This is a genomic window from Nonomuraea sp. NPDC050310, assembly GCF_040655795.1.
Lineage (GTDB): Bacteria > Actinomycetota > Actinomycetes > Streptosporangiales > Streptosporangiaceae > Nonomuraea.
This window is the reverse complement of sequence record NZ_JBFAKP010000014.1, coordinates 129,715-147,552: the sequence shown is the minus strand read 5'-3', so window position 1 is coordinate 147,552 and position 17,838 is coordinate 129,715. Positions and strand designations below refer to the sequence as shown.

The following is a 17,838-nucleotide window of genomic DNA, read 5'->3' as shown; positions in this document are numbered from 1 at the left end:
ACCCCGGGAAGAGGCGTGCCGGCGAAGGCGTTATCGTCATAGTGACGAAAGGACGCCCATGATTCCCCTGAAGCTCACGGCGCCCGCCCCCGGCTGGACCGTCTCCGCCGACGTCGTGGTCGTCGGATCCGGCGTCGCCGGCCTCACCGTGGCGTTGCGCCGGGCCGAGCTGGACCCGGCGGCCACGGTGCTCGTGGTCACCAAGGACGTGCTCTCCGCCGGCTCCACCCGCTGGGCCCAGGGCGGGATCGCGGCCGTCCTCGACCCGGCCGACAGCCCGGCGGAGCACCTGGAGGACACCCTCGTCGCGGGGGTCGGCCTGTGCGACACGCGTGCCGTACGGGCGCTGGTGACCGAGGGCCCGGACGCCCTGCGGCGGCTGATCGACCGGGGCGCGCGCTTCGACCGCGACGGCTCCGGGGAACTGCAGCTCACCCGCGAGGGCGGCCACCGCCGCAACCGCATCGTGCACGCCGGCGGCGACGCCACCGGCGCCGAGGTGCAGCGGGCGCTGATCGAGGCCGTGCGCGCCCACCCGGCGATCCGCGTCATCGAGCACGCGCTCGTCCTCGACCTGCTCAAGGACGCCGCCGGCCGGACCGCCGGCGTGACGCTGCACGTGATGGGCGAGGGCACGCACGACGGCGTGGGCGCGGTGCACGCGCGGGCGGTCGTGCTGGCCACCGGCGGCATGGGCCAGGTCTACTCGGCCACCACCAACCCGGTCGTCTCCACCGGCGACGGCGTCGCGCTGGCCCTGCGCGCCGGCGCGGTCGTGCGCGATCTGGAGTTCGTGCAGTTCCACCCGACCGTGCTCTGGCTCGGCCCCGACGCCACCGGCCAGCAGCCGCTGATCTCCGAGGCGGTACGCGGCGAGGGCGCCCACCTGATCAACGAGGCCGGCGAGCGCTTCACCGACGAACTGCAGCCGCGTGACGTGGTCGCCAAGGCCATCATGCGCGAGCCGGGCCAGGTCTACCTGGACGGCCGCCACTTCGGCGAGCGGATGTGGCGCGAGCGCTTCCCGACCATCTACGCCGCCTGCCGCGAGCACGGGTTCGACCCGGTCACCGAGCCGGTCCCGGTCATGCCCGCCGCCCACTACGCCTCCGGCGGCGTCCGCACCGACCTGCGCGGCCGCACCTCCATCCCCGGCCTGTACGCCTGCGGCGAGGTCGCCTGCACCGGCGTGCACGGCGCCAACCGGCTGGCCTCCAACTCCCTGCTCGAAGGGCTGGTCTTCGCCGAGCGCATCGCCACCGACCTGCACACCGTACGGCAGGCGCCCGGCGAGGTCGTCGCGGACGAGGCCCCCGGCGGCCTGGTCGACCCGCGCGCCCGCACCAGGATCCAGGCGCACATGAGCCGCGGCGCCGGCGTGCTCCGCTCGGCCGACACCCTGCGCGGCACCGCCAAGGCCCTGGCCGACGCCCTCTGGGCCCCGGTCGCGGTCCGCCCCGGCGTCGAGTCGTGGGAGGCGAGCAACCTGCTCACCGTGGCCACCGCCCTGGTCACCGCCGCCCGCCTGCGCGAGGAGACCCGCGGCTCGCACTGGCGCGAGGACCACCCCGGCCGCGACGACGCCGACTGGCTTGGACACATCGACATCGAGCTGACCCGGGAGGGTTTCCGGATGACCTACGCCCCGCACACGCTGCCCGAGCCGCTCGTCGCCGAGCTGTCGGCCGCCGGGCTCGACCCGGCCGAGGTGCAGGAGGTGATCGACCGGGCCATCGACGAGGACCTCCAGGCCGAAGGCGACGTCACCACTCTCGCCACCATCCCGGACGACCGGCGCGACGTCGCCGAGGTGGTCGCCCGCGCCGACGGCATCGTCGCCGGTCTGGCCGTGGCCGAGGCGGTCTTCGCACGCTTCGGCCTCGCCCGCTTCGAGCGCCTGGCCAAGGACGGCGAGCAGGTGCGCGCGGGCGACGTGCTGCTGCGCGTCGAGGGACCGGTCCGCACCCTGCTGACCGCCGAGCGCACCGCGCTCAACCTGCTCACCCACCTGTCCGGCATCGCCACCCAGACCGGGCACTGGGTCGAGGCCCTCGCGGGCACCAAGGCTCGCGTGCGCGACAGCCGCAAGACCCTGCCGGGACTGCGGGCGCTGGAGAAGTACGCGGTGCGGGCCGGCGGCGGCACCAACCACCGGATGTCGTTGTCCGACGCCGCGCTGATCAAGGACAATCACGTGGTGGCGGCGGGCGGAGTGGCCGAGGCGTTCCGCGCGGTGCGCGAGCGCTACCCCGAGCTGCCCATCGAGGTCGAGGTCGACCGGATCGACCAGATCGAGCCGGTCCTGGCCGAGGGGGCGGCGGAGATCCTGCTGGACAACTTCACCGTCGAGGACCTGGCGCGAGCCGTACGGATCGTCAACGGCAGGGCACGCCTCGAAGCGAGTGGCGGACTCACCTTGGAAACCGCCAGGGATGTGGCGGAAACTGGCGTGGACTACCTTGCGGTGGGAGCGCTCACGCATTCGGCACCGGCGCTCGACATCGCTCTGGACCTACGGGGGCATTAGTGCTGCTCACGATCGACGTCGGCAACACCCACACCGTGCTCGGCCTGTTCGAGGGCGAGGAGGTCATCGAGCACTGGCGGCTGGCCACCGACGCCCGCCGTACCGCCGACGAGATCGCCGTGGTGCTGCAGGGGCTGCTGACCCAGTCGCCCCTGCTGAAACACGCTGACATCTCCGGGATCGCCATCTGCTCGACGGTCCCGAGCGTGCTGAACGAGATGCGGGAGATGTGCCGCCGCTACTACGGCGACGTCACGGCCGTGATCGTGGAGCCGGGCGTGCGCACCGGCGTGCCGGTGCGCATGGACAACCCCAAGGAGGTCGGCAGCGACCGCGTGGTCAACGCGCTGGCCGCCATCGACCAGTACGGCGGGCCGTGCATCATCGTCGACTTCGGCACCGCCACGTCCTTCGACGCGGTCTCGGCCAAGGGCGAGTACGTGGGCGCGGTCACGGCCCCGGGCATCGAGATCTCGGTGGACGCGCTGGCCGCGGCGGGCGCCCAGCTGCACAAGGTGGAACTGGTCCGGCCGCGGTCCGTGCTGGCCAAGAACACCGTGGAGGCGCTCCAGGCCGGGATCATCTACGGGTTCGCCGGCCAGGTGGACGGCATCGTCGAGCGGATGGCCGCCGAGTTGTCGCCCGACGACCCCGACGAGGTCACCGTGGTCGCCACCGGCAGCGGGGCCGCGCTCGTGACGAGCGAGGCCCGCTCGATCGACGTGCACGAGCCGTGGCTGACGCTGATCGGCCTGCGGCTCATCTACAAGCGGAACACCATGTGAGCCGGCGGCGTCACATCTGCTCGTAGGAGTACACGTACTGCCAGTGCTTGGTGCACTTGGTGACGTACTGGCCGTGCTTGTCGGTCTGGCAGACCTTCACGCGCAGCGCCCGCACGTCGTCCTCCTGGAAGGAGTACCACTTGAAGCCGGGGTAGCCGCAGTGCTTCCTGGTGTAGACGGTCTCCCACTCGTGGGAGGCGTCGCCGAAGTAGTTGGCCTGGAACTTCACGTACGCGCACAGGCCGCCGTGGCGGTACTTGCGCGGGTCGAGGTCGTAGAGCCGGCCGCTGACGGTGGTGCTGTTGGTGTCGCCGTAGTCCTGCCAGTCGACCTTGACGTGGCCGAAGGACTTGGCCAGGCCGTTCTTCGACCAGACCGCCCCCCAGTCGTCGTGGTAGACCGGCGGGGTGGTGGTGGCGGCCACAGCGGTGGTCGCGCTCGCCGCGGCGGGGACGGTGGCGGCCAGGGCGGTGGCGGCGGCGGCCGCGAGCAGCCCGGTGGCGATCTTCTTGATCATCATCTCTCCTTGGGCCCTCCCTGAGCCGGCGCCGTGCCGGTCCCCCCTGAGCCCTGTGATCCTTTGATAACGGAGAGTGCTTTCAAGGATCATTCAGGAGACTGACCAACTCTTGCAGTTCGCTAGTCTTGGATGTCGTGGAACTTCCTGAGCAGATGCGTATCCGGCGGGAGAAGCTCGACCGCCTCCGGAGTGAAGGTGTCGACCCGTACCCGGTCAACTTCCCGCGTACCGTCACCAACGCCGAGCTCAAGGAGAAATACACCGACCTGCCGCCCGACACCGCCACCGGCGACCGGGTGGGCGTGGTCGGCCGGGTCATGCTCAGCCGCGTGGGCGGCAAGCTCTGCTTCGCCACCCTGCGCGACGGCAGCGCCGACCTCCAGGTCATGATCTCCCTCGACCGGGTCGGCGAGGAGTCCCTGGCCGCCTGGAAGCGCGACGTCGACCTGGGCGACCACGTCGGCATCGAGGGCGAGGTCATCACCTCCCGCCGCGGCGAGCTGTCCATCCTGGCCGACACCTGGCAGATCACCTCCAAGTGCCTGCGCCCGCTCCCGGAGAAGCACACCGGCCTCACCGACCCCGAGGCCCGCGTCCGGCAGCGCTACGTCGACCTCATCGTCAACGACGAGGCGCGCAAGATGGCCCACATCCGCAGCGCCACCGTGCGCGCGGTGCGTGACTTCTGGCACGAGGAGGGCTACCTCGAGGTCGAGACGCCGATGCTCCAGCCGATCCACGGCGGCGCGGCGGCGCGTCCGTTCAAGACGCACATCAACGCCTACGACATGGAGCTCTACCTCCGCATCGCGATCGAGCTCTACCTCAAGCGGCTCGTGGTCGGCGGCATCGAGAAGGTCTTCGAGATCAACCGCAACTTCCGCAACGAGGGCGCGGACTCCACGCACAACCCCGAGTTCACCATGCTCGAGGCCTACGGCACCTACCTCGACTACAACGACATGGCCGACCTGACCCAGCGGATGTACCAGAAGGCCGTCGTGGCCGCCCTGGACACCACCGTGGTCAACCACGACGGCGTCGAGATCGACCTGGGGCTCAAGCAGTGGCCGCGGATCACGCTCTACGGCTCGGTCTCCGAGGCGCTCGGCGAGGAGGTCACCACCGAGACCTCCCTGGAGCACGTGCGCAAGCTCGCCGACCGGCGCGAGATCCACTGGGACCCGAAGTGGGGCCAGGGCAAGCTGGTCCAGGAGATCTTCGAGGCGCTGGTCGAGCACACGCTGATCCAGCCGACGTTCGTCATGGACTACCCGGTGGAGACCTCGCCGCTGACCCGGCAGCACCGCGACAACCCGCTGCTCACCGAGAAGTGGGACCTCATCGGTTTCGGCACCGAGCTCGGCACCGCCTACTCGGAGCTGATCGACCCGATCGAGCAGCGCCGCCGGCTCACCGAGCAGTCGCTGCTGGCCGCCGGGGGCGACCTCGAGGCGATGCAGCTTGACGAGGACTTCCTGGCCGCCCTGGAATACGCCATGCCGCCGACCGGGGGCATGGGGGCGGGCATCGACCGGATGATCATGGCGTTCACCGGCAAGAACATCCGCGAGACCATCCTCTTCCCGCTGGTCAAGCCCACGCACTGACCCGTTCGCCCGACAGCCGGTACGGCGTGCCGTACCGGCTGTTGTCATGTCGGCGGTCATGACCGGACCGGGGGCCGGCGCCGCCGCGGGAGGCGGGATACGGGCCGGGCGGGAATCCGGGATCGGCTGGGTCGAAACCCGGAGGGGCCGAGGCGCTCATCGCGACCGCACAGACGCCGACATATCGTGAGTAGTTCACATTGTGTGGATCATGTCAATGGCGCTGGTCAAGTGGGGGGATCGGCGACCTTGACGACCTTTCCGGAATGCGTTTACGGTTTCGTCGGGCGAGACGCCGCCGAGGGCTTCTGCTGTGGGGGGAGGCTACGGATGGATTTACTCACCGAAGGCGTTGAGTTGAGCCGCGCTGATCTGGCTCTGCTCGCCGAACTGGCCAAGGGAGTGACCGTGGACAGGGTGGGGCGAAGGCTCGACGTCAGCGGCCGGACCGTACGGCGCCGGCTGCGGGTGATCTGCGACCGGATCGGGGTGGCGACCGCGATCGAGGCGGTCGCCTGGGCGGCGCGTCGCCAGCTCATCTGATCCGACGACCGGGCTCGCGGTGGACCGGTCCGCTCGGCTCGGCCGGCTCAGCCGTCGATGCAGTCGGCTCGGTCGGCTCAGTCGGCGATGCGGACCGCGCCCGCCCACGGGCGGTTGCCGATCGGCGCCAGCCGTACCACGTCGCCCGTCTGCGGCGCGTGCACCATCATGCCGCCGCCCACGTAGATGCCCACGTGGTGCAGGTCGTTGTAGAAGAAGACCAGGTCGCCCGGGCGCAGCTCCTCGCGGGAGATGTGCCGGCCGGCGGTCCACTGGTCGCCGGTGTAGTGCGGCAGGCTGATGCCGACCTGCTGGTAGGCGGCCATCACCAGGCCGGAGCAGTCGTAGGAGTTGGGCCCCTCGGCGCCCCAGACGTACGGCTTGAGCTGCTGGGTGAGCGCCCAGCGGGCGGCCTCGGCGGCCTTGCCCTGGCCGATGATCGGCAGGTCCACCCGGGTCGCGCGGCCCCGCGAGCCGGCCTGGCCCAGGGCGCGGCGGTAGATGGCGCTCTCGACCTTGGCGACCAGCTTGGTGATCTTCCCGCGGCGCTCCTCGAGGTCGGCGACCAGTGCCTTGACCTCCTTGATCTGCGCTGAGGCGGTCCGCTCGGCCTCCTCCGCGGCGGCGATGGCCACGGAGACCTCCTTGAGCTGGTTGCTGTGCTGCTCCTCGATCGCGGAGGTGGTGGCGACGTTGTCGAGGAAGAGCCCGGGGTCGCCCGACTGGGTGAAGGCCCAGGTGCGCTCCAGGCCGCCGGAGATGTAGGAGCTCTGTGCCAGGGAGGCGGCCCGCGCCCGCTTGCCGGCGAGGTCCTGCTGGCGGGTGGAGAGCGTCTTCTGCGCCGCCGCGGCGGTCTTCTCGGCTGTCTTCAGCTTGACGCGCTGCCCGTTGAACTGCTCGCTGAGCTGACCGATCTCGGTGTGCATCTTCTCCGCCCGCGCGGCCAGCTCCTTGAGGCTGGGCTCGGGGTCGGCGGTGGCGGGGCCGAGCGGGAGGGCGAGGCTGAGCGCCGCCAGCGCGGTCGCGACGACGGCGAAACGTCTCCTGCGTTCCGGAGGGCGGGCGTCGCCCGCGGTCTTCTCCCCACGGTCGCGCGTGCGCTTCACCAACCAGCCACCTCTCCTGTTCGGGCGCCGACCGGGTTAGCTGCCGGGTTCGGGCCGGAGTAGCCCTACCAGGCCGAAGACCTGGATTCACCCCCGCGCTCCCGGGGCGGGAGCGCTGTGGTTCCCCGGTTCCCCCGACGAGGGGATTGGGCGCACCCCTTCGCGGGATCTCGAAGGGATATCGACGCTGGACACTAGTGCACGATCAGTTCGTGCTCAACCAGAACTGCCAATTCCGTTGAGGTTTGGCATCCGAAGGATCACGGGCGGATCACGTGCTTGCGGCCATAGCCGGGCATTTTGCGGGGTTTACGGTGGTTTGGTGCGTTCGTGAGCCTGGGGGCGGGAGGGACCGCTCCAAACGTTCGCCACAGGATCATGCCCGGGATACGGCCCAGCCGTAAAGGCGTCGGTACGCTGAAGGGTCATGGAGCAGGTCGCCGAGCCCGTGCTGCACAAGAGGCAGATCACCGTCCGTCGTGCCAGGACCGCCGATGTCCGGACGATCAAGATGCTCGTCGACACCTATGCCGGAGCCGGGCCCCGATTGCTGGAGAAGGCCACCGTCACGCTCTATGAGGACGTGCAGGAATTCTGGGTCGCCGAACATGACGGAAAAGTCGTGGGATGCGGCGCGTTGCATGTCCTGTGGGAGGATCTCGCGGAAATCCGTACGGTCGCGGTGGATCCCGATCATCGTGGACTCGGCGTAGGCCACAAGATCGTGTCAGCGCTCATCGGAACCGCAGTGGAACTGGGTCTGCGCAGGGTCTTCTGCCTGACCTTCGAGGTCGACTTCTTCGCCGGGCACGGATTCCGCCCGATACAGGGAACGCCCGTCTCGCCCGAGGTCTATGCCGAGCTCCTGGCCTCGTATGACGAGGGTGTGGCGGAGTTTCTCGACCTCGAACACGTCAAGCCCAACACCCTCGGTAACACGCGCATGCTGCTGCATCTCGCGGCTAATGACTCGGCTGTTGACCGAGTGGAAAGGTGATTGTTGATACCTATGCCGATACCTTGGGCAGCAGCAAGCATGTGTCCTGACATGTGCCACATGCGAACTCGAAGTGAGGTGACACGGTGAGCACCGGACAGCCGCCGTATCCACAGGATGATCCCGGTGAGAACGACAAGCCCCGGGCTCCCGAATACGGACAGCAGTACCCGGGCCGTGCCCCGGGTGAGGCCGACCCCGACGTGACGGTCGTGGGGTATCGCACTGACGGCGATCCCTACGGTCAGCAGGGGTACGGCCAGCAACAGCCATATGGCCAGCAGCAGGGCTACGGCCAGCAGCCTGGTTACGGTCAGCAGCAGCCTGGCTATGGCCAGCAGGCCCAGCCCGACTACGGCCAGCAGGCCGCTTCGGGTCAGCAGGGTTACGGTCAGCAGCCCGGCTACGGGCAGCAGCCGTCGGGCCAGCAGGGTTACGGCCAGCCCGCCTCGGGTCAGCAGGGGTACGGCCAGCAGGCCCAGTCCCAGCCCGGCTACGGCCAGCAGCCCGGTTACGGCCAGCAGCCCGGCTACGGGCAGCAGGCTCAGCCCGACTACGGCCAGCAGGCCGCTTCGGGTCAGCAGGGGTACGGCCAGCAGGCCCAGTCCCAGCCCGGTTACGGCCAGCAGCCCGGCTACGGCCAGCAGGCCCAGTCAGGCTCCGGCCAGCAGCCCGGTCAGCCGGGTTACGGCCAGCAGCCCTCGGGCCAGCAGTACGGCGCCTCCGGCCAGCAGGGCTACGGACAGCAGTCCCAGCCCGGCTACGGCCAGCAGCCCGACTACGGCCAGGCCGCGGGTCAGCAGGGATACGGCCAGCAGTCCCAGCCGGGTTACGGGCAGCAGCCCACCTCCGGCCAGCAGGCCTACGGGCAGCAGCCCGGTTCCGGCCAGCAGGCCTACGGCCAGCCCGCCTCGGGTCAGCAGCCCGACTACGGCCAGCAGGGCTACGGCGCCCAGCAGCCCTACGGCTCGCCCGGCACCCAGCCCGGCTACGCCCAGCCGCAGTACGGCGCCCAGCAGCCCGGCTACGGTCAGCAGTACGGCGGGGCACAGCAGCCCGCCTACGGCCAGCAGCAGGGCTACGGCGCCACGCCGTACGGCCAGCCGGGCTACGGCCAGCCCGTCGGCCTCCAGCCGCCCGGCGCCCCGGCGCCCCTGGCGGAGTGGTGGCAGCGCCTGGTCGCCCGAATCGTCGACGGTCTCATCTTCGGTGCGATCGCCGGCATCCTGAACGCCCTGTTCATCGCGGTGCTGATCACCTCGTCGAACGCCTGGACGGGCAGCTCCTCGGGATTCCTGAGTGCCACCATCGGCTCGCTGATCCTCTGGATCCTCATCGGCGCGCTGTACATCGGCTACGAGTTCTTCATGACCAAGGCCAAGGGGCAGACCCTCGGCAAGATGGTCATGGGGATCAAGATCGTCCCGGTGGGCCAGGCCATGCCTCCGGGCGGGCTCGCCTCCGACATCGCGCTCAAGCGGGCCGGCGTGACCTGGGGCGGTTACGCGCTCTACGGACTTCCGATCGTCGGTTTCGCCGGGCCGATCCTGGTCCTGGTGAACGCGCTCGCGCAGTTCTGGAACAAGCCGCTCGCGCAGACCTACGCCGACAAGTTCGTGAACACCGTCGTGGTGAAGGTCAAGTAAGGCCGACCGAACAAAACAGGGGCCGGCTTCCCGCCGGCCCCTGTTTCGTACCCGCTCGCCGTACCAAACTGTGAGATATAGCCCTCCGCCCCGGAGAGGTGAGCGCATATGGCGCCCCCGCCGCCTGAGACCAGAGTGATGCCCGCCGAATGGTGGGAACGCTTCACCGCGCGACTCATTGAGGCGCTGGTCTTCGGCGTCCTGTATTACATTCTGTCCCTTCTGCTCTGGCTGTTCTTCCGGTCTGTCGGGTTGCTGGAGGCGTGGGAGGGCCGGCTGCCGGGGTTGTGCGCGTGGGCGGCGGCCGGCGCGGCGTATACCTGGTACGACTGGAGGGCGCTTTCGGGGCGCGGTCGCACCTTCGGCAAAGCGATCATGAGGATTCGGGTCCAAGGGCAGGGCGGGGCCTTAGGGAAACGCTCGCTCCTCTATCCTGGGCTCGCCATGGCGATGGGGATTCCCGTGGTGAATCTCCTCGCTGGAATGCTCGCGTTCGCCGTGGGTCTGTTCATCTTGATCGACAAGCCGCTACAGCGTGGTCCGCACGACAGGCTCGCCGGCACCTGTGTGGTCAAAGACCCTCGATGACGTGGGAAGCGACACATTTCCGGAAATTTCGCATGATCCGGTAAGAAGTCTGGCCGGACTGGCATTAGGCTGAGTACGCAGTGCCCGTGAACCCGAAGGGGAGACGGGGCGCTGGTCACGCTAGGGTCGGGTACGTGTCCGGCGGCGCGTGGTCGCGCCGCTCGTCCGTGGTGTTGCTCGTGCATAAAGCGCACCCAGTGGAGTCGAGGACGAATGCAAGCTGTAACAGACGTATTGGCAGCCCTGCTTCCCCCGGCGGTCGTGGCCGCCGCCTTCATCTATGGGGTCGTGAAGCTCGTCAAGTCGGAGGCCGCCGCCACCCGCGGGCAAACCGCCGCCGATGGGGCCGAGAAGCAGAACTGATCCGCCGCCTCCAGAATCACGCGGGCGCTGAATTGTGTCCGCGCCTTTCCGGGTATATGTTTGGGCAGGCGAATGCAGTAATACTCCGGAAAGGAATGCGTAGATGGCCAAGCAGATCCAGGAGATTCTCATCGATGACCTCGACGGAGGCGAGGCCAATGAGACGGTCGGCTTCGCTATTGACGGCATCTCCTATGAGATTGACCTCAGCGAGGGAAACGCCAAGAAGCTGAGGGACGCGCTGTCGCCTTTCGTGCAGTCGGCGCGGAAGTCGGGCAGCGGCGTCGCACGCCGTCGTGGCGGCCGTGGGAGCTCCCGTCAGATGACCCGCGAGCAGAGCTCTGAGATTCGCGCCTGGGCCAAGAGCCGCGGACTGAACGTCAGCGAGCGCGGTCGCATCGCGAAGACGATTGTGGACGAGTACGAGCGGGCTCACTAGCGGACGACCATGCGCTTATGACGATCGCCTAGAACCCCGGCGGATGCCATAAGCGCATGATCGCGGGTGGATCCGGTTTATTGGACGTTTCTCCGGCGTGTTTGATCACGCCGTGCCGCTCTGCCGTACCCTCGGGTACGGGAGGGGCGGGTGTTCGCCGTCGGCGATCGGCGGGCGCGCTACATTAGGCCTGGCACGGCCTGTGGATCTCGTGATGTTTCTCCGGATCCAGCTAAACATCGTTCGCTTGCGGCGTATCGGGAACACACCACCCTCAGATGGTAGTTGGATGGAGGGTGAACGCCCTGCTCTCGGGGAACGTTCTCTGCTATAGAGCGGCAGAGGGCGCACCTGGAAGCCTGGGCTGGCATGCGGGATGACGGGACCGGCTAGTTGCCGGCCTGGCTGACCGCTCTGTGAGGAGCGACGAGATGTTCGAGAGGTTCACCGACCGAGCGAGGCGAGTTGTCGTCTTGGCCCAAGAAGAGGCCAGGATGCTCAACCACAACTACATCGGTACTGAGCACATTCTTCTTGGTTTGATCCACGAAGGTGAGGGCGTTGCCGCCAAGGCTCTGGAGAGCCTGGGCATCAGCCTCGAGGGTGTGCGTCAGCAGGTCGAGGAGATCATCGGCCAGGGCCAGTCGGCTCCGTCGGGGCACATTCCTTTCACCCCGCGGGCCAAGAAGGTCCTCGAGCTGTCGCTCCGTGAGGCTTTGCAACTGGGCCACAACTACATCGGCACCGAGCACATCCTGCTCGGGCTCATCCGCGAGGGTGAAGGTGTGGCGGCCCAGGTGCTCGTGAAGCTTGGAGCCGATCTCAACCGCGTGAGGCAGCAGGTCATCCAGCTCCTCCACGGTTACCAGGGCAAGGAGCCGGCCGCGGCCGGCGGTCCGCAGGAGTCCGCTCCGTCGACCTCCCTGGTGCTCGACCAGTTCGGCCGAAACCTGACCCAGGCTGCCCGCGAGGGCAAGCTCGACCCGGTCATCGGCCGCGAGAAGGAGATCGAGCGGGTCATGCAGGTCCTCTCCCGGAGGACCAAGAACAACCCGGTTCTGATCGGCGAGCCCGGCGTCGGCAAGACCGCCGTCGTCGAGGGGCTCTCCCAGAAGATCGTCAAGGGTGAGGTGCCCGAGACGCTGAAGGACAAGCAGCTCTACACGCTTGACCTCGGTGCTCTCGTCGCGGGCTCCCGTTACCGCGGTGACTTCGAAGAGCGCCTGAAGAAGGTGCTCAAGGAGATCCGCACGCGCGGCGACATCATCCTGTTCATCGACGAGCTGCACACGCTCGTCGGCGCGGGCGCCGCCGAGGGCGCGATCGACGCCGCCAGCATCCTCAAGCCGATGCTGGCCCGCGGCGAGCTGCAGACCATCGGTGCGACCACGCTGGACGAGTACCGCAAGTACCTCGAGAAGGACGCCGCCCTGGAGCGGCGCTTCCAGCCGATCCAGGTGGCCGAGCCCTCGCTCAGCCACACGATCGAGATCCTCAAGGGCCTGCGCGACCGCTACGAGGCGCACCACCGCGTGTCCATCACCGATGGCGCGCTGGTCGCCGCCGCGCAGCTCGCCGACCGCTACATCAGCGACCGGTACCTGCCGGACAAGGCGATCGACCTCATCGACGAGGCCGGTTCGCGGATGCGCATCCGCCGGATGACCGCGCCGCCGGACCTGCGCGAGTACGACGAGAAGATCGCGAAGGTCCGCCGGGACAAGGAGTCCGCGATCGACGCGCAGGACTTCGAGAAGGCCGCCGCCCTCCGCGACCAGGAGAAGCAGCTCCAGCTCAAGCGCGAGCGCCGCGAGCGGGAGTGGAAGGCCGGCGACATGGACGTCGTGGCCGAGGTCACCGAGGAGCTCATCGCCGAGGTGCTCGCGACCGCCACCGGCATCCCGGTCTTCAAGCTGACCGAGGAGGAGTCGCAGCGCCTGCTCCGCATGGAGGACGAGCTGCACAAGCGGATCATCGGCCAGGACGACGCCATCAAGGGTCTGTCCCGTTCGATCCGCCGGACCCGCGCCGGTCTGAAGGACCCGCGTCGCCCGGGTGGCTCGTTCATCTTCGCCGGCCCCTCGGGTGTCGGTAAGACCGAGCTGTCCAAGGCGCTGGCGGAGTTCCTCTTCGGCGACGAGGACGCGCTGATCTCGCTGGACATGTCCGAGTTCATGGAGAAGCACACCGTCTCCAGGCTGTTCGGCTCCCCGCCCGGCTACGTCGGGTACGAGGAGGGCGGCCAGCTCACCGAGAAGGTGCGGCGCAAGCCGTTCTCCGTGGTCCTCTTCGACGAGATCGAGAAGGCCCACCCGGACATCTTCAACTCGCTGCTGCAGATCCTGGAGGACGGTCGCCTGACCGACGCCCAGGGTCGCGTGGTGGACTTCAAGAACACGGTCATCATCATGACCACCAACCTCGGCACCCGGGACATCTCCAAGGGCATCGGGGTCGGGTTCTCGAAGGCCAACGACTCCGAGTCGAACTACGAGCGGATGAAGGCGAAGGTCCAGGAGGAGCTCAAGCAGCACTTCCGGCCCGAGTTCCTCAACCGTGTCGACGACATCGTGGTCTTCCACCAGCTCACGCCGAAGGAGATCATCCAGATCGTCGATCTGATGCTCGCCCAGGTGTCGGACCGGTTGAAGGACCGCGACATGGGTCTGGAGGTCTCGCCCGAGGCCAAGCAGCTCCTGGCCGACCGTGGTTACGACCCGGTCATGGGCGCCCGTCCGCTCCGCCGCACCATCCAGCGTGAGCTGGAGGACTCGCTGTCGGAGAAGATCCTGTACGGCGAGATCCGTCCGGGCCAGGTCATCAAGGTGACCATCGAGGGCGAGGGCGAGGAGGCCAAGTTCGTCTACACCGGCGAGCAGGCCCCGGCCCAGGTCCCCGACTCGGCGGCCTCGATCGCGGAGCCGATCCAGCAGAACTGACCGTTCTGCTCGTTCTGAGCGAAGGCCCCCTGCTCCGGCAGGGGGCCTTTTCTCATGCCACCTTCGAGCTGGACGCCTTCCAGACGTTGCAGGAGGCGGGGCTGCCGGTCTTGAAGCCCTGGGTGTACCAGTGGACGCGGCTGGCCGCCTTGCCGAAGAGGCCCGACCTGGTGAGCTCGTCCTTCTTCAGCCCGGTCAGCATTACCTTCCACTCCTTGCCGCTGCGCTTCTGGGCCGTCCACACGCTCTTCATGAAAGCCGCGCCCAGGCAGTCCGACAGCAGGGCCGGGCGCCGCCAGACGTTCTCCGCGTCGTCGGACGGGAACTCCAGGTAGGACCTTGTGATGCCGGCGGCCTGCTGCACGAACCGGCCGTAGGCCCAGGTCACCTCCCGCAGGACCGCGTGGTCGTCGCGGGCCTTGATCCAGTCGGACTCGACCTGGACCTGCAGGTCCTTGCAGAACAGCGCGAGCGAGGTGGAGCTTTTCTCGTCGGAGTTGGCGCACTGGGCGTCCTTGACGATCCGCAGCCCCGGGACGTCGCCGTGGTAGAGGGGCTTGAGGTGCGGCCGCCAGGTCTTGTCCAGGCAGGAGACCAGAGCCGTGACGTACTTCTCGGACGAGGCGCGGGTGGTGCCCTTGACCAGTTTCTTGGCGCAGGAGTTGGTGAGCTTGGACCCCTGGAACAGGGGGTTGTCCTTCAGGTCGCCCATGGGGTCAGCGGAGGCCGTACCGGAAAGAGCTACGACGGCTGCGGTCAGATAGATGAACACAGAGGCGGACAGTAGGCCCCAGAACGTCGCTAGGTAAATCCCCGGATGGTCGTGGGCGCACGGGATTGAGATTGTTGGCCGGATCGGCTATCTCGCCACCGGAAGTAGTACTACACTGCGTAGAGCAAGCTCCGCCAAGTCTCGGACAAGTGTCTCACAAGAGCACGCGCCTATGGTGGGGCGTCCTCCCCGGGGAGTAGTAAGCAGTCAACCCAGGGCGGACGCGAAGGTCGCCCTCGAGCCGGGATGCTCGATGCGGGCGAGAACGTCAACAGTCAAAGCCGTGGAGGAATTCGATGCGCCTGCGTCACGAGGACGGAACGCTCGTTCACCTGGCCTACAACGCCGGCGTTCACCCCGCGGAAGACCTGGAGAACCTGATCGCGCACCTGACCAGGTACGCGGTGCCGGTGCGCAAGCGGCTGGGCGTGGAGCGGATGGGCATCGGGCTGTGGTTGTCGCCCGGCGTGGCCGACCACCTGACCGCCGACCGGATCGAGCTGGTACGGCTGCGCCGGTCGCTGGAGGAGCGCGGGCTGGAGGTCGTGAGCCTGAACGGCACCGGCGGGCGCAACCAGGAGGTGCCGGGTCCCGACTGGGCCAAGCCGGAGCGCTACCGCTACACGATGGCTCTGGCCAAGATCCTGGCGTTCCTGCTGCCGGAGGACGTGCGGTTCGGGAGCATCTCCACCATCCCGATCGGCTGGCGGCGCGACTGGCCGGCCGACCTGCACACGATCGCCACGCGCCGGCTGGAGCGGCTGGCCCGCGAGCTGCGCGGCATCTACAGCGTGACCGGCAAGACGATCCGCGTCGGCTTCGAGCCGTGGCCGGGCTGCGTGCTGGAGACCACCGAGCAGGCGCTGGAGCGGGTCGGCGACATCGACTCCGACCACCTGGGTGTATGCCTGGACGCCTGCCATCTGGCCTGTGGCGACACGGAGCAGTCGGGTGAGGCCCTGCGTGGCCTGGCGCTGGCCGGAGCCCCTGTGGTCAAACTGGGGCACGTGCACAACCACACCAACGAATCGCCCGACACCGGGGCGGTGCTGCACGACACGCTCAACGCGATCCTGTCGGGCGCGGTGAACGGCACCGCGCACATCGAGGTCGAGACGCACAACCTGGCCGTGCCGCTCAAGGCCAAGGGGCCGGGCGCGCTGGTGTCGATGCTGGCCGAGGAACTCGACTGGGCCCGCACCAGCTTGACCGGCCTCGGCCTGCAGCTCGCGGCCTGACCTGCGTGTCCCCGGTCAGGTGCTGAACCAGCCGGGGACGTCCAGGCGCCAGGGGTCGGCGGGGGTGACCTTGCGCAGGTCGCTCTCCAGCGCGCGCAGGCGCTCCTCGCCCAGGGTCTCGGCCCAGCCCGCGCGGAGCCGGTCGAAGATCTCCGCCGAGCGCCGCAACGCGTCCCAGCCTCGCTCGCTGATCCGGGCGATCTTCTTCCGGCTGTCCTGCGGGTCGCGCGCGCTCACCACGTAGCCGAGCCGCTCCAGCGTCTCGATCGTCTTGCCCGCGGCCTGCTTCGACACGCCCAGGGTGCGTCCGAGCTCGACCGCGGTGCAGCCCGACCCGCCGATCGCCTGCAGCACGAAGCCGTGCATGGGCCGCAGGTCCGGATGTCCCTGCCGGCCCAGCTCGGCGTGGAGCTCGTCGATGAGCATCCGGAATCCGAGGAAGAGACGGAGTGGCAGCTCGAATCCCGGGGGATCGCTTGACATGATAGACAACCTGTTTGACTATAAAGGACAATGTCTTTGTCTATCTTAGGAGTACGGCATGCTGGTCCGCGAGCAGGAAACCCGTCGATCGGAAACCGCCACCGGCGTCATGACCACCCTGGCCTCGCCCACGCAGGGCGGCTCCGAGCTGTCGTTGTGGCGGGTCGAGGTGCCGGCCGGCGCCTCGGGCCCGCTGCACGAGATCAGCACCGAGCAGATCTGGACCTTCCTGGCCGGTGGCGCGACGGTGCAGCTCGGGGAGCAGGCGCTGACCGTGACCGCGGGGGACACCGTGGTGTTGCCCGCCGGGGTGACGCGCCGCCTGACGGCCGATGAGGAGGCGGGCTTCACCGCCATCTGCACCGCTCCCGGCACCGCCCGGGCCTCGGTGGACGGCAAGGACTTCGGCGTCCCGTCCTGGATCGCCTGAGCCCCGGGTTTTGGAAGGTCAGGCGGGCAGGCGGTAGGTGCCGTCGTCGAGCACCTCCGCCAGCCCGTCGGCGATCAACCCGTCGAGAGCGCGCTCGCGCTGGATCGCGTCCTCCCAGGTCACGTCCAGCGCGGCCTTCGGCACCGGGCCGTGCGCGCCACGCAGGACGGCCAGCAGCCGTCCCCGGCACTGCCGGTCGGTCCCGTCGTAGGTCTGGCCCTTGCGCGGCGGCCCGTCGTGCGGGGGCTTGCCGGCCAGCCGCCAGGCGCACCGGTCGGCGATCGGGCAGTCCGCGCAGCGCGGGGCGCGTGCCGTACAGACCAGGGCGCCCAGCTCCATCACCGCCACACCCCAGGTCGGCGCGCCCACCTCGGGCAGCAACGACTCGGCCAGCCGCCGCTCGACCGCGGAGGTCGCGGTGGGCGGGTACTCCTGGGAGCGTACGGCTCGCGCGAAGACCCGGCGGACGTTGGTGTCGAGCACCGCGTGCCGCCCGCCGAAGGCGAAGCTGGCCACGGCCGCCGCGGTGTACTCCCCGATGCCCGGCAGGGCGAGCAGGGTCGCGTGGTCGTCGGGCACCTCGCCGCCATGCTGCTCGGTAATGGCCACCGCGCACGCGTGCAGCCGCAGCGCCCGCCGCGGATAGCCCAGCCGTCCCCAGTGCCGGACCGCCTCACCGGGCGCCTCGGCGGCCAGGTCCTTGGGGTACGGCCAGCGCTCCATCCACTCCAGCCAGATCGGCAGCACGCGGGCGACCGGCGTCTGCTGGAGCATGATCTCGCTGACCAGGATGCCCCACGGGGAGGCGTCGGGCTGCCGCCACGGAAGATCCCGGGCATTCGCCGCGTACCA

Annotated in this window: 17 protein-coding genes and 1 riboswitch; of the genes, 12 read left to right on the top strand and 5 right to left on the bottom strand. The window is 68.9% G+C overall.

Going from position 1 to position 17,838, the window contains the following annotated elements:
- Positions 1-58 precede the first annotated feature (58 nt).
- The gene (locus tag AB0I67_RS28580) at positions 59-2,527 is read left to right on the top strand and encodes an L-aspartate oxidase (protein ID WP_357929318.1); all 2,469 of its coding nucleotides are present in this window, start codon (positions 59-61) and stop codon (positions 2,525-2,527) included.
- Entirely contained in the window at positions 2,527-3,312 is a 786-nt protein-coding gene (locus tag AB0I67_RS28575) for a type III pantothenate kinase (protein ID WP_357929315.1), read from the top strand. Before AB0I67_RS28580 ends, AB0I67_RS28575 begins: the two co-directional genes overlap by 1 nt.
- A gap of 10 nt (positions 3,313-3,322) precedes the next feature.
- Here the strand turns inward: AB0I67_RS28575 and AB0I67_RS28570 are convergent, their stop codons facing one another.
- Complete coding sequence (locus tag AB0I67_RS28570; RefSeq protein ID WP_357929313.1) at positions 3,323-3,832, bottom strand: hypothetical protein; 510 nt, start codon at positions 3,830-3,832, stop codon at positions 3,323-3,325.
- Positions 3,833-3,966: 134 nt separating this feature from the next.
- Between AB0I67_RS28570 and lysX the strand changes: the two genes are divergently transcribed.
- Together lysX and AB0I67_RS28560 are read left to right on the top strand one after the other, a co-directional pair.
- Entirely contained in the window at positions 3,967-5,442 is a 1,476-nt protein-coding gene (lysX, locus tag AB0I67_RS28565) for a bifunctional lysylphosphatidylglycerol synthetase/lysine--tRNA ligase LysX (RefSeq protein WP_357929310.1), read from the top strand.
- Between the two features lie 357 nt (positions 5,443-5,799).
- Positions 5,800-5,985 carry a LuxR C-terminal-related transcriptional regulator gene (locus AB0I67_RS28560; protein ID WP_357929308.1) on the top strand — a complete coding sequence of 62 codons (186 nt, stop codon included), beginning with the start codon at positions 5,800-5,802 and terminating at the stop codon, positions 5,983-5,985.
- Positions 5,986-6,062: 77 nt separating this feature from the next.
- Here AB0I67_RS28560 and AB0I67_RS28555 read toward each other — a convergent pair whose 3' ends face one another.
- Complete coding sequence (locus AB0I67_RS28555; RefSeq protein WP_357929305.1) at positions 6,063-7,091, bottom strand: C40 family peptidase; 1,029 nt, start codon at positions 7,089-7,091, stop codon at positions 6,063-6,065.
- A gap of 9 nt (positions 7,092-7,100) precedes the next feature.
- A riboswitch (cyclic di-AMP (ydaO/yuaA leader) is annotated at positions 7,101-7,254 on the bottom strand.
- A 264-nt stretch (positions 7,255-7,518) separates the two neighbouring features.
- Between AB0I67_RS28555 and AB0I67_RS28550 the strand changes: the two genes are divergently transcribed.
- The 6 genes from AB0I67_RS28550 (at position 7,519) to AB0I67_RS28525 (ending at position 14,063) form a co-directional block, all read left to right on the top strand.
- A complete protein-coding gene (locus tag AB0I67_RS28550; protein ID WP_357929303.1) occupies positions 7,519-8,088 on the top strand; it encodes an amino-acid N-acetyltransferase in 570 nt (189 codons plus the stop codon).
- A gap of 86 nt (positions 8,089-8,174) precedes the next feature.
- A complete protein-coding gene (locus tag AB0I67_RS28545) occupies positions 8,175-9,734 on the top strand; it encodes an RDD family protein (protein WP_357929300.1) in 1,560 nt (519 codons plus the stop codon).
- 138 nt (positions 9,735-9,872) lie between these two features.
- Positions 9,873-10,322, top strand: a complete 450-nt coding sequence (locus AB0I67_RS28540) for an RDD family protein (RefSeq protein ID WP_357929297.1) — start codon at positions 9,873-9,875, stop codon at positions 10,320-10,322.
- A gap of 213 nt (positions 10,323-10,535) precedes the next feature.
- Positions 10,536-10,685, top strand: a complete 150-nt coding sequence (locus AB0I67_RS28535; protein WP_357929294.1) for a hypothetical protein — start codon at positions 10,536-10,538, stop codon at positions 10,683-10,685.
- Between the two features lie 103 nt (positions 10,686-10,788).
- The gene (locus tag AB0I67_RS28530; protein ID WP_357929291.1) at positions 10,789-11,124 is read left to right on the top strand and encodes an Lsr2 family protein; all 336 of its coding nucleotides are present in this window, start codon (positions 10,789-10,791) and stop codon (positions 11,122-11,124) included.
- Between the two features lie 431 nt (positions 11,125-11,555).
- The gene (locus AB0I67_RS28525) at positions 11,556-14,063 is read left to right on the top strand and encodes an ATP-dependent Clp protease ATP-binding subunit (RefSeq protein ID WP_357929288.1); all 2,508 of its coding nucleotides are present in this window, start codon (positions 11,556-11,558) and stop codon (positions 14,061-14,063) included.
- 52 nt (positions 14,064-14,115) lie between these two features.
- On the opposite strand, the gene AB0I67_RS28520 is transcribed toward AB0I67_RS28525, so the two are convergent.
- Positions 14,116-14,835 carry a hypothetical protein gene (locus AB0I67_RS28520; RefSeq protein WP_357929286.1) on the bottom strand — a complete coding sequence of 240 codons (720 nt, stop codon included), beginning with the start codon at positions 14,833-14,835 and terminating at the stop codon, positions 14,116-14,118.
- Between the two features lie 296 nt (positions 14,836-15,131).
- Here AB0I67_RS28520 and AB0I67_RS28515 point away from each other — a divergent pair, with 296 nt between their 5' ends.
- A complete protein-coding gene (locus AB0I67_RS28515; RefSeq protein WP_357929283.1) occupies positions 15,132-16,073 on the top strand; it encodes a TIM barrel protein in 942 nt (313 codons plus the stop codon).
- A gap of 15 nt (positions 16,074-16,088) precedes the next feature.
- On the opposite strand, the gene AB0I67_RS28510 is transcribed toward AB0I67_RS28515, so the two are convergent.
- Entirely contained in the window at positions 16,089-16,499 is a 411-nt protein-coding gene (locus tag AB0I67_RS28510) for a MarR family winged helix-turn-helix transcriptional regulator (protein WP_357929281.1), read from the bottom strand.
- 115 nt (positions 16,500-16,614) lie between these two features.
- On the opposite strand from AB0I67_RS28510, the gene AB0I67_RS28505 reads away from it, so the two are divergent.
- The gene (locus AB0I67_RS28505) at positions 16,615-16,986 is read left to right on the top strand and encodes a cupin domain-containing protein (RefSeq protein WP_357929279.1); all 372 of its coding nucleotides are present in this window, start codon (positions 16,615-16,617) and stop codon (positions 16,984-16,986) included.
- A gap of 18 nt (positions 16,987-17,004) precedes the next feature.
- On the opposite strand, the gene AB0I67_RS28500 is transcribed toward AB0I67_RS28505, so the two are convergent.
- Entirely contained in the window at positions 17,005-17,760 is a 756-nt protein-coding gene (locus AB0I67_RS28500; RefSeq protein ID WP_357929476.1) for an A/G-specific adenine glycosylase, read from the bottom strand.
- Positions 17,761-17,838 lie beyond the last annotated feature (78 nt).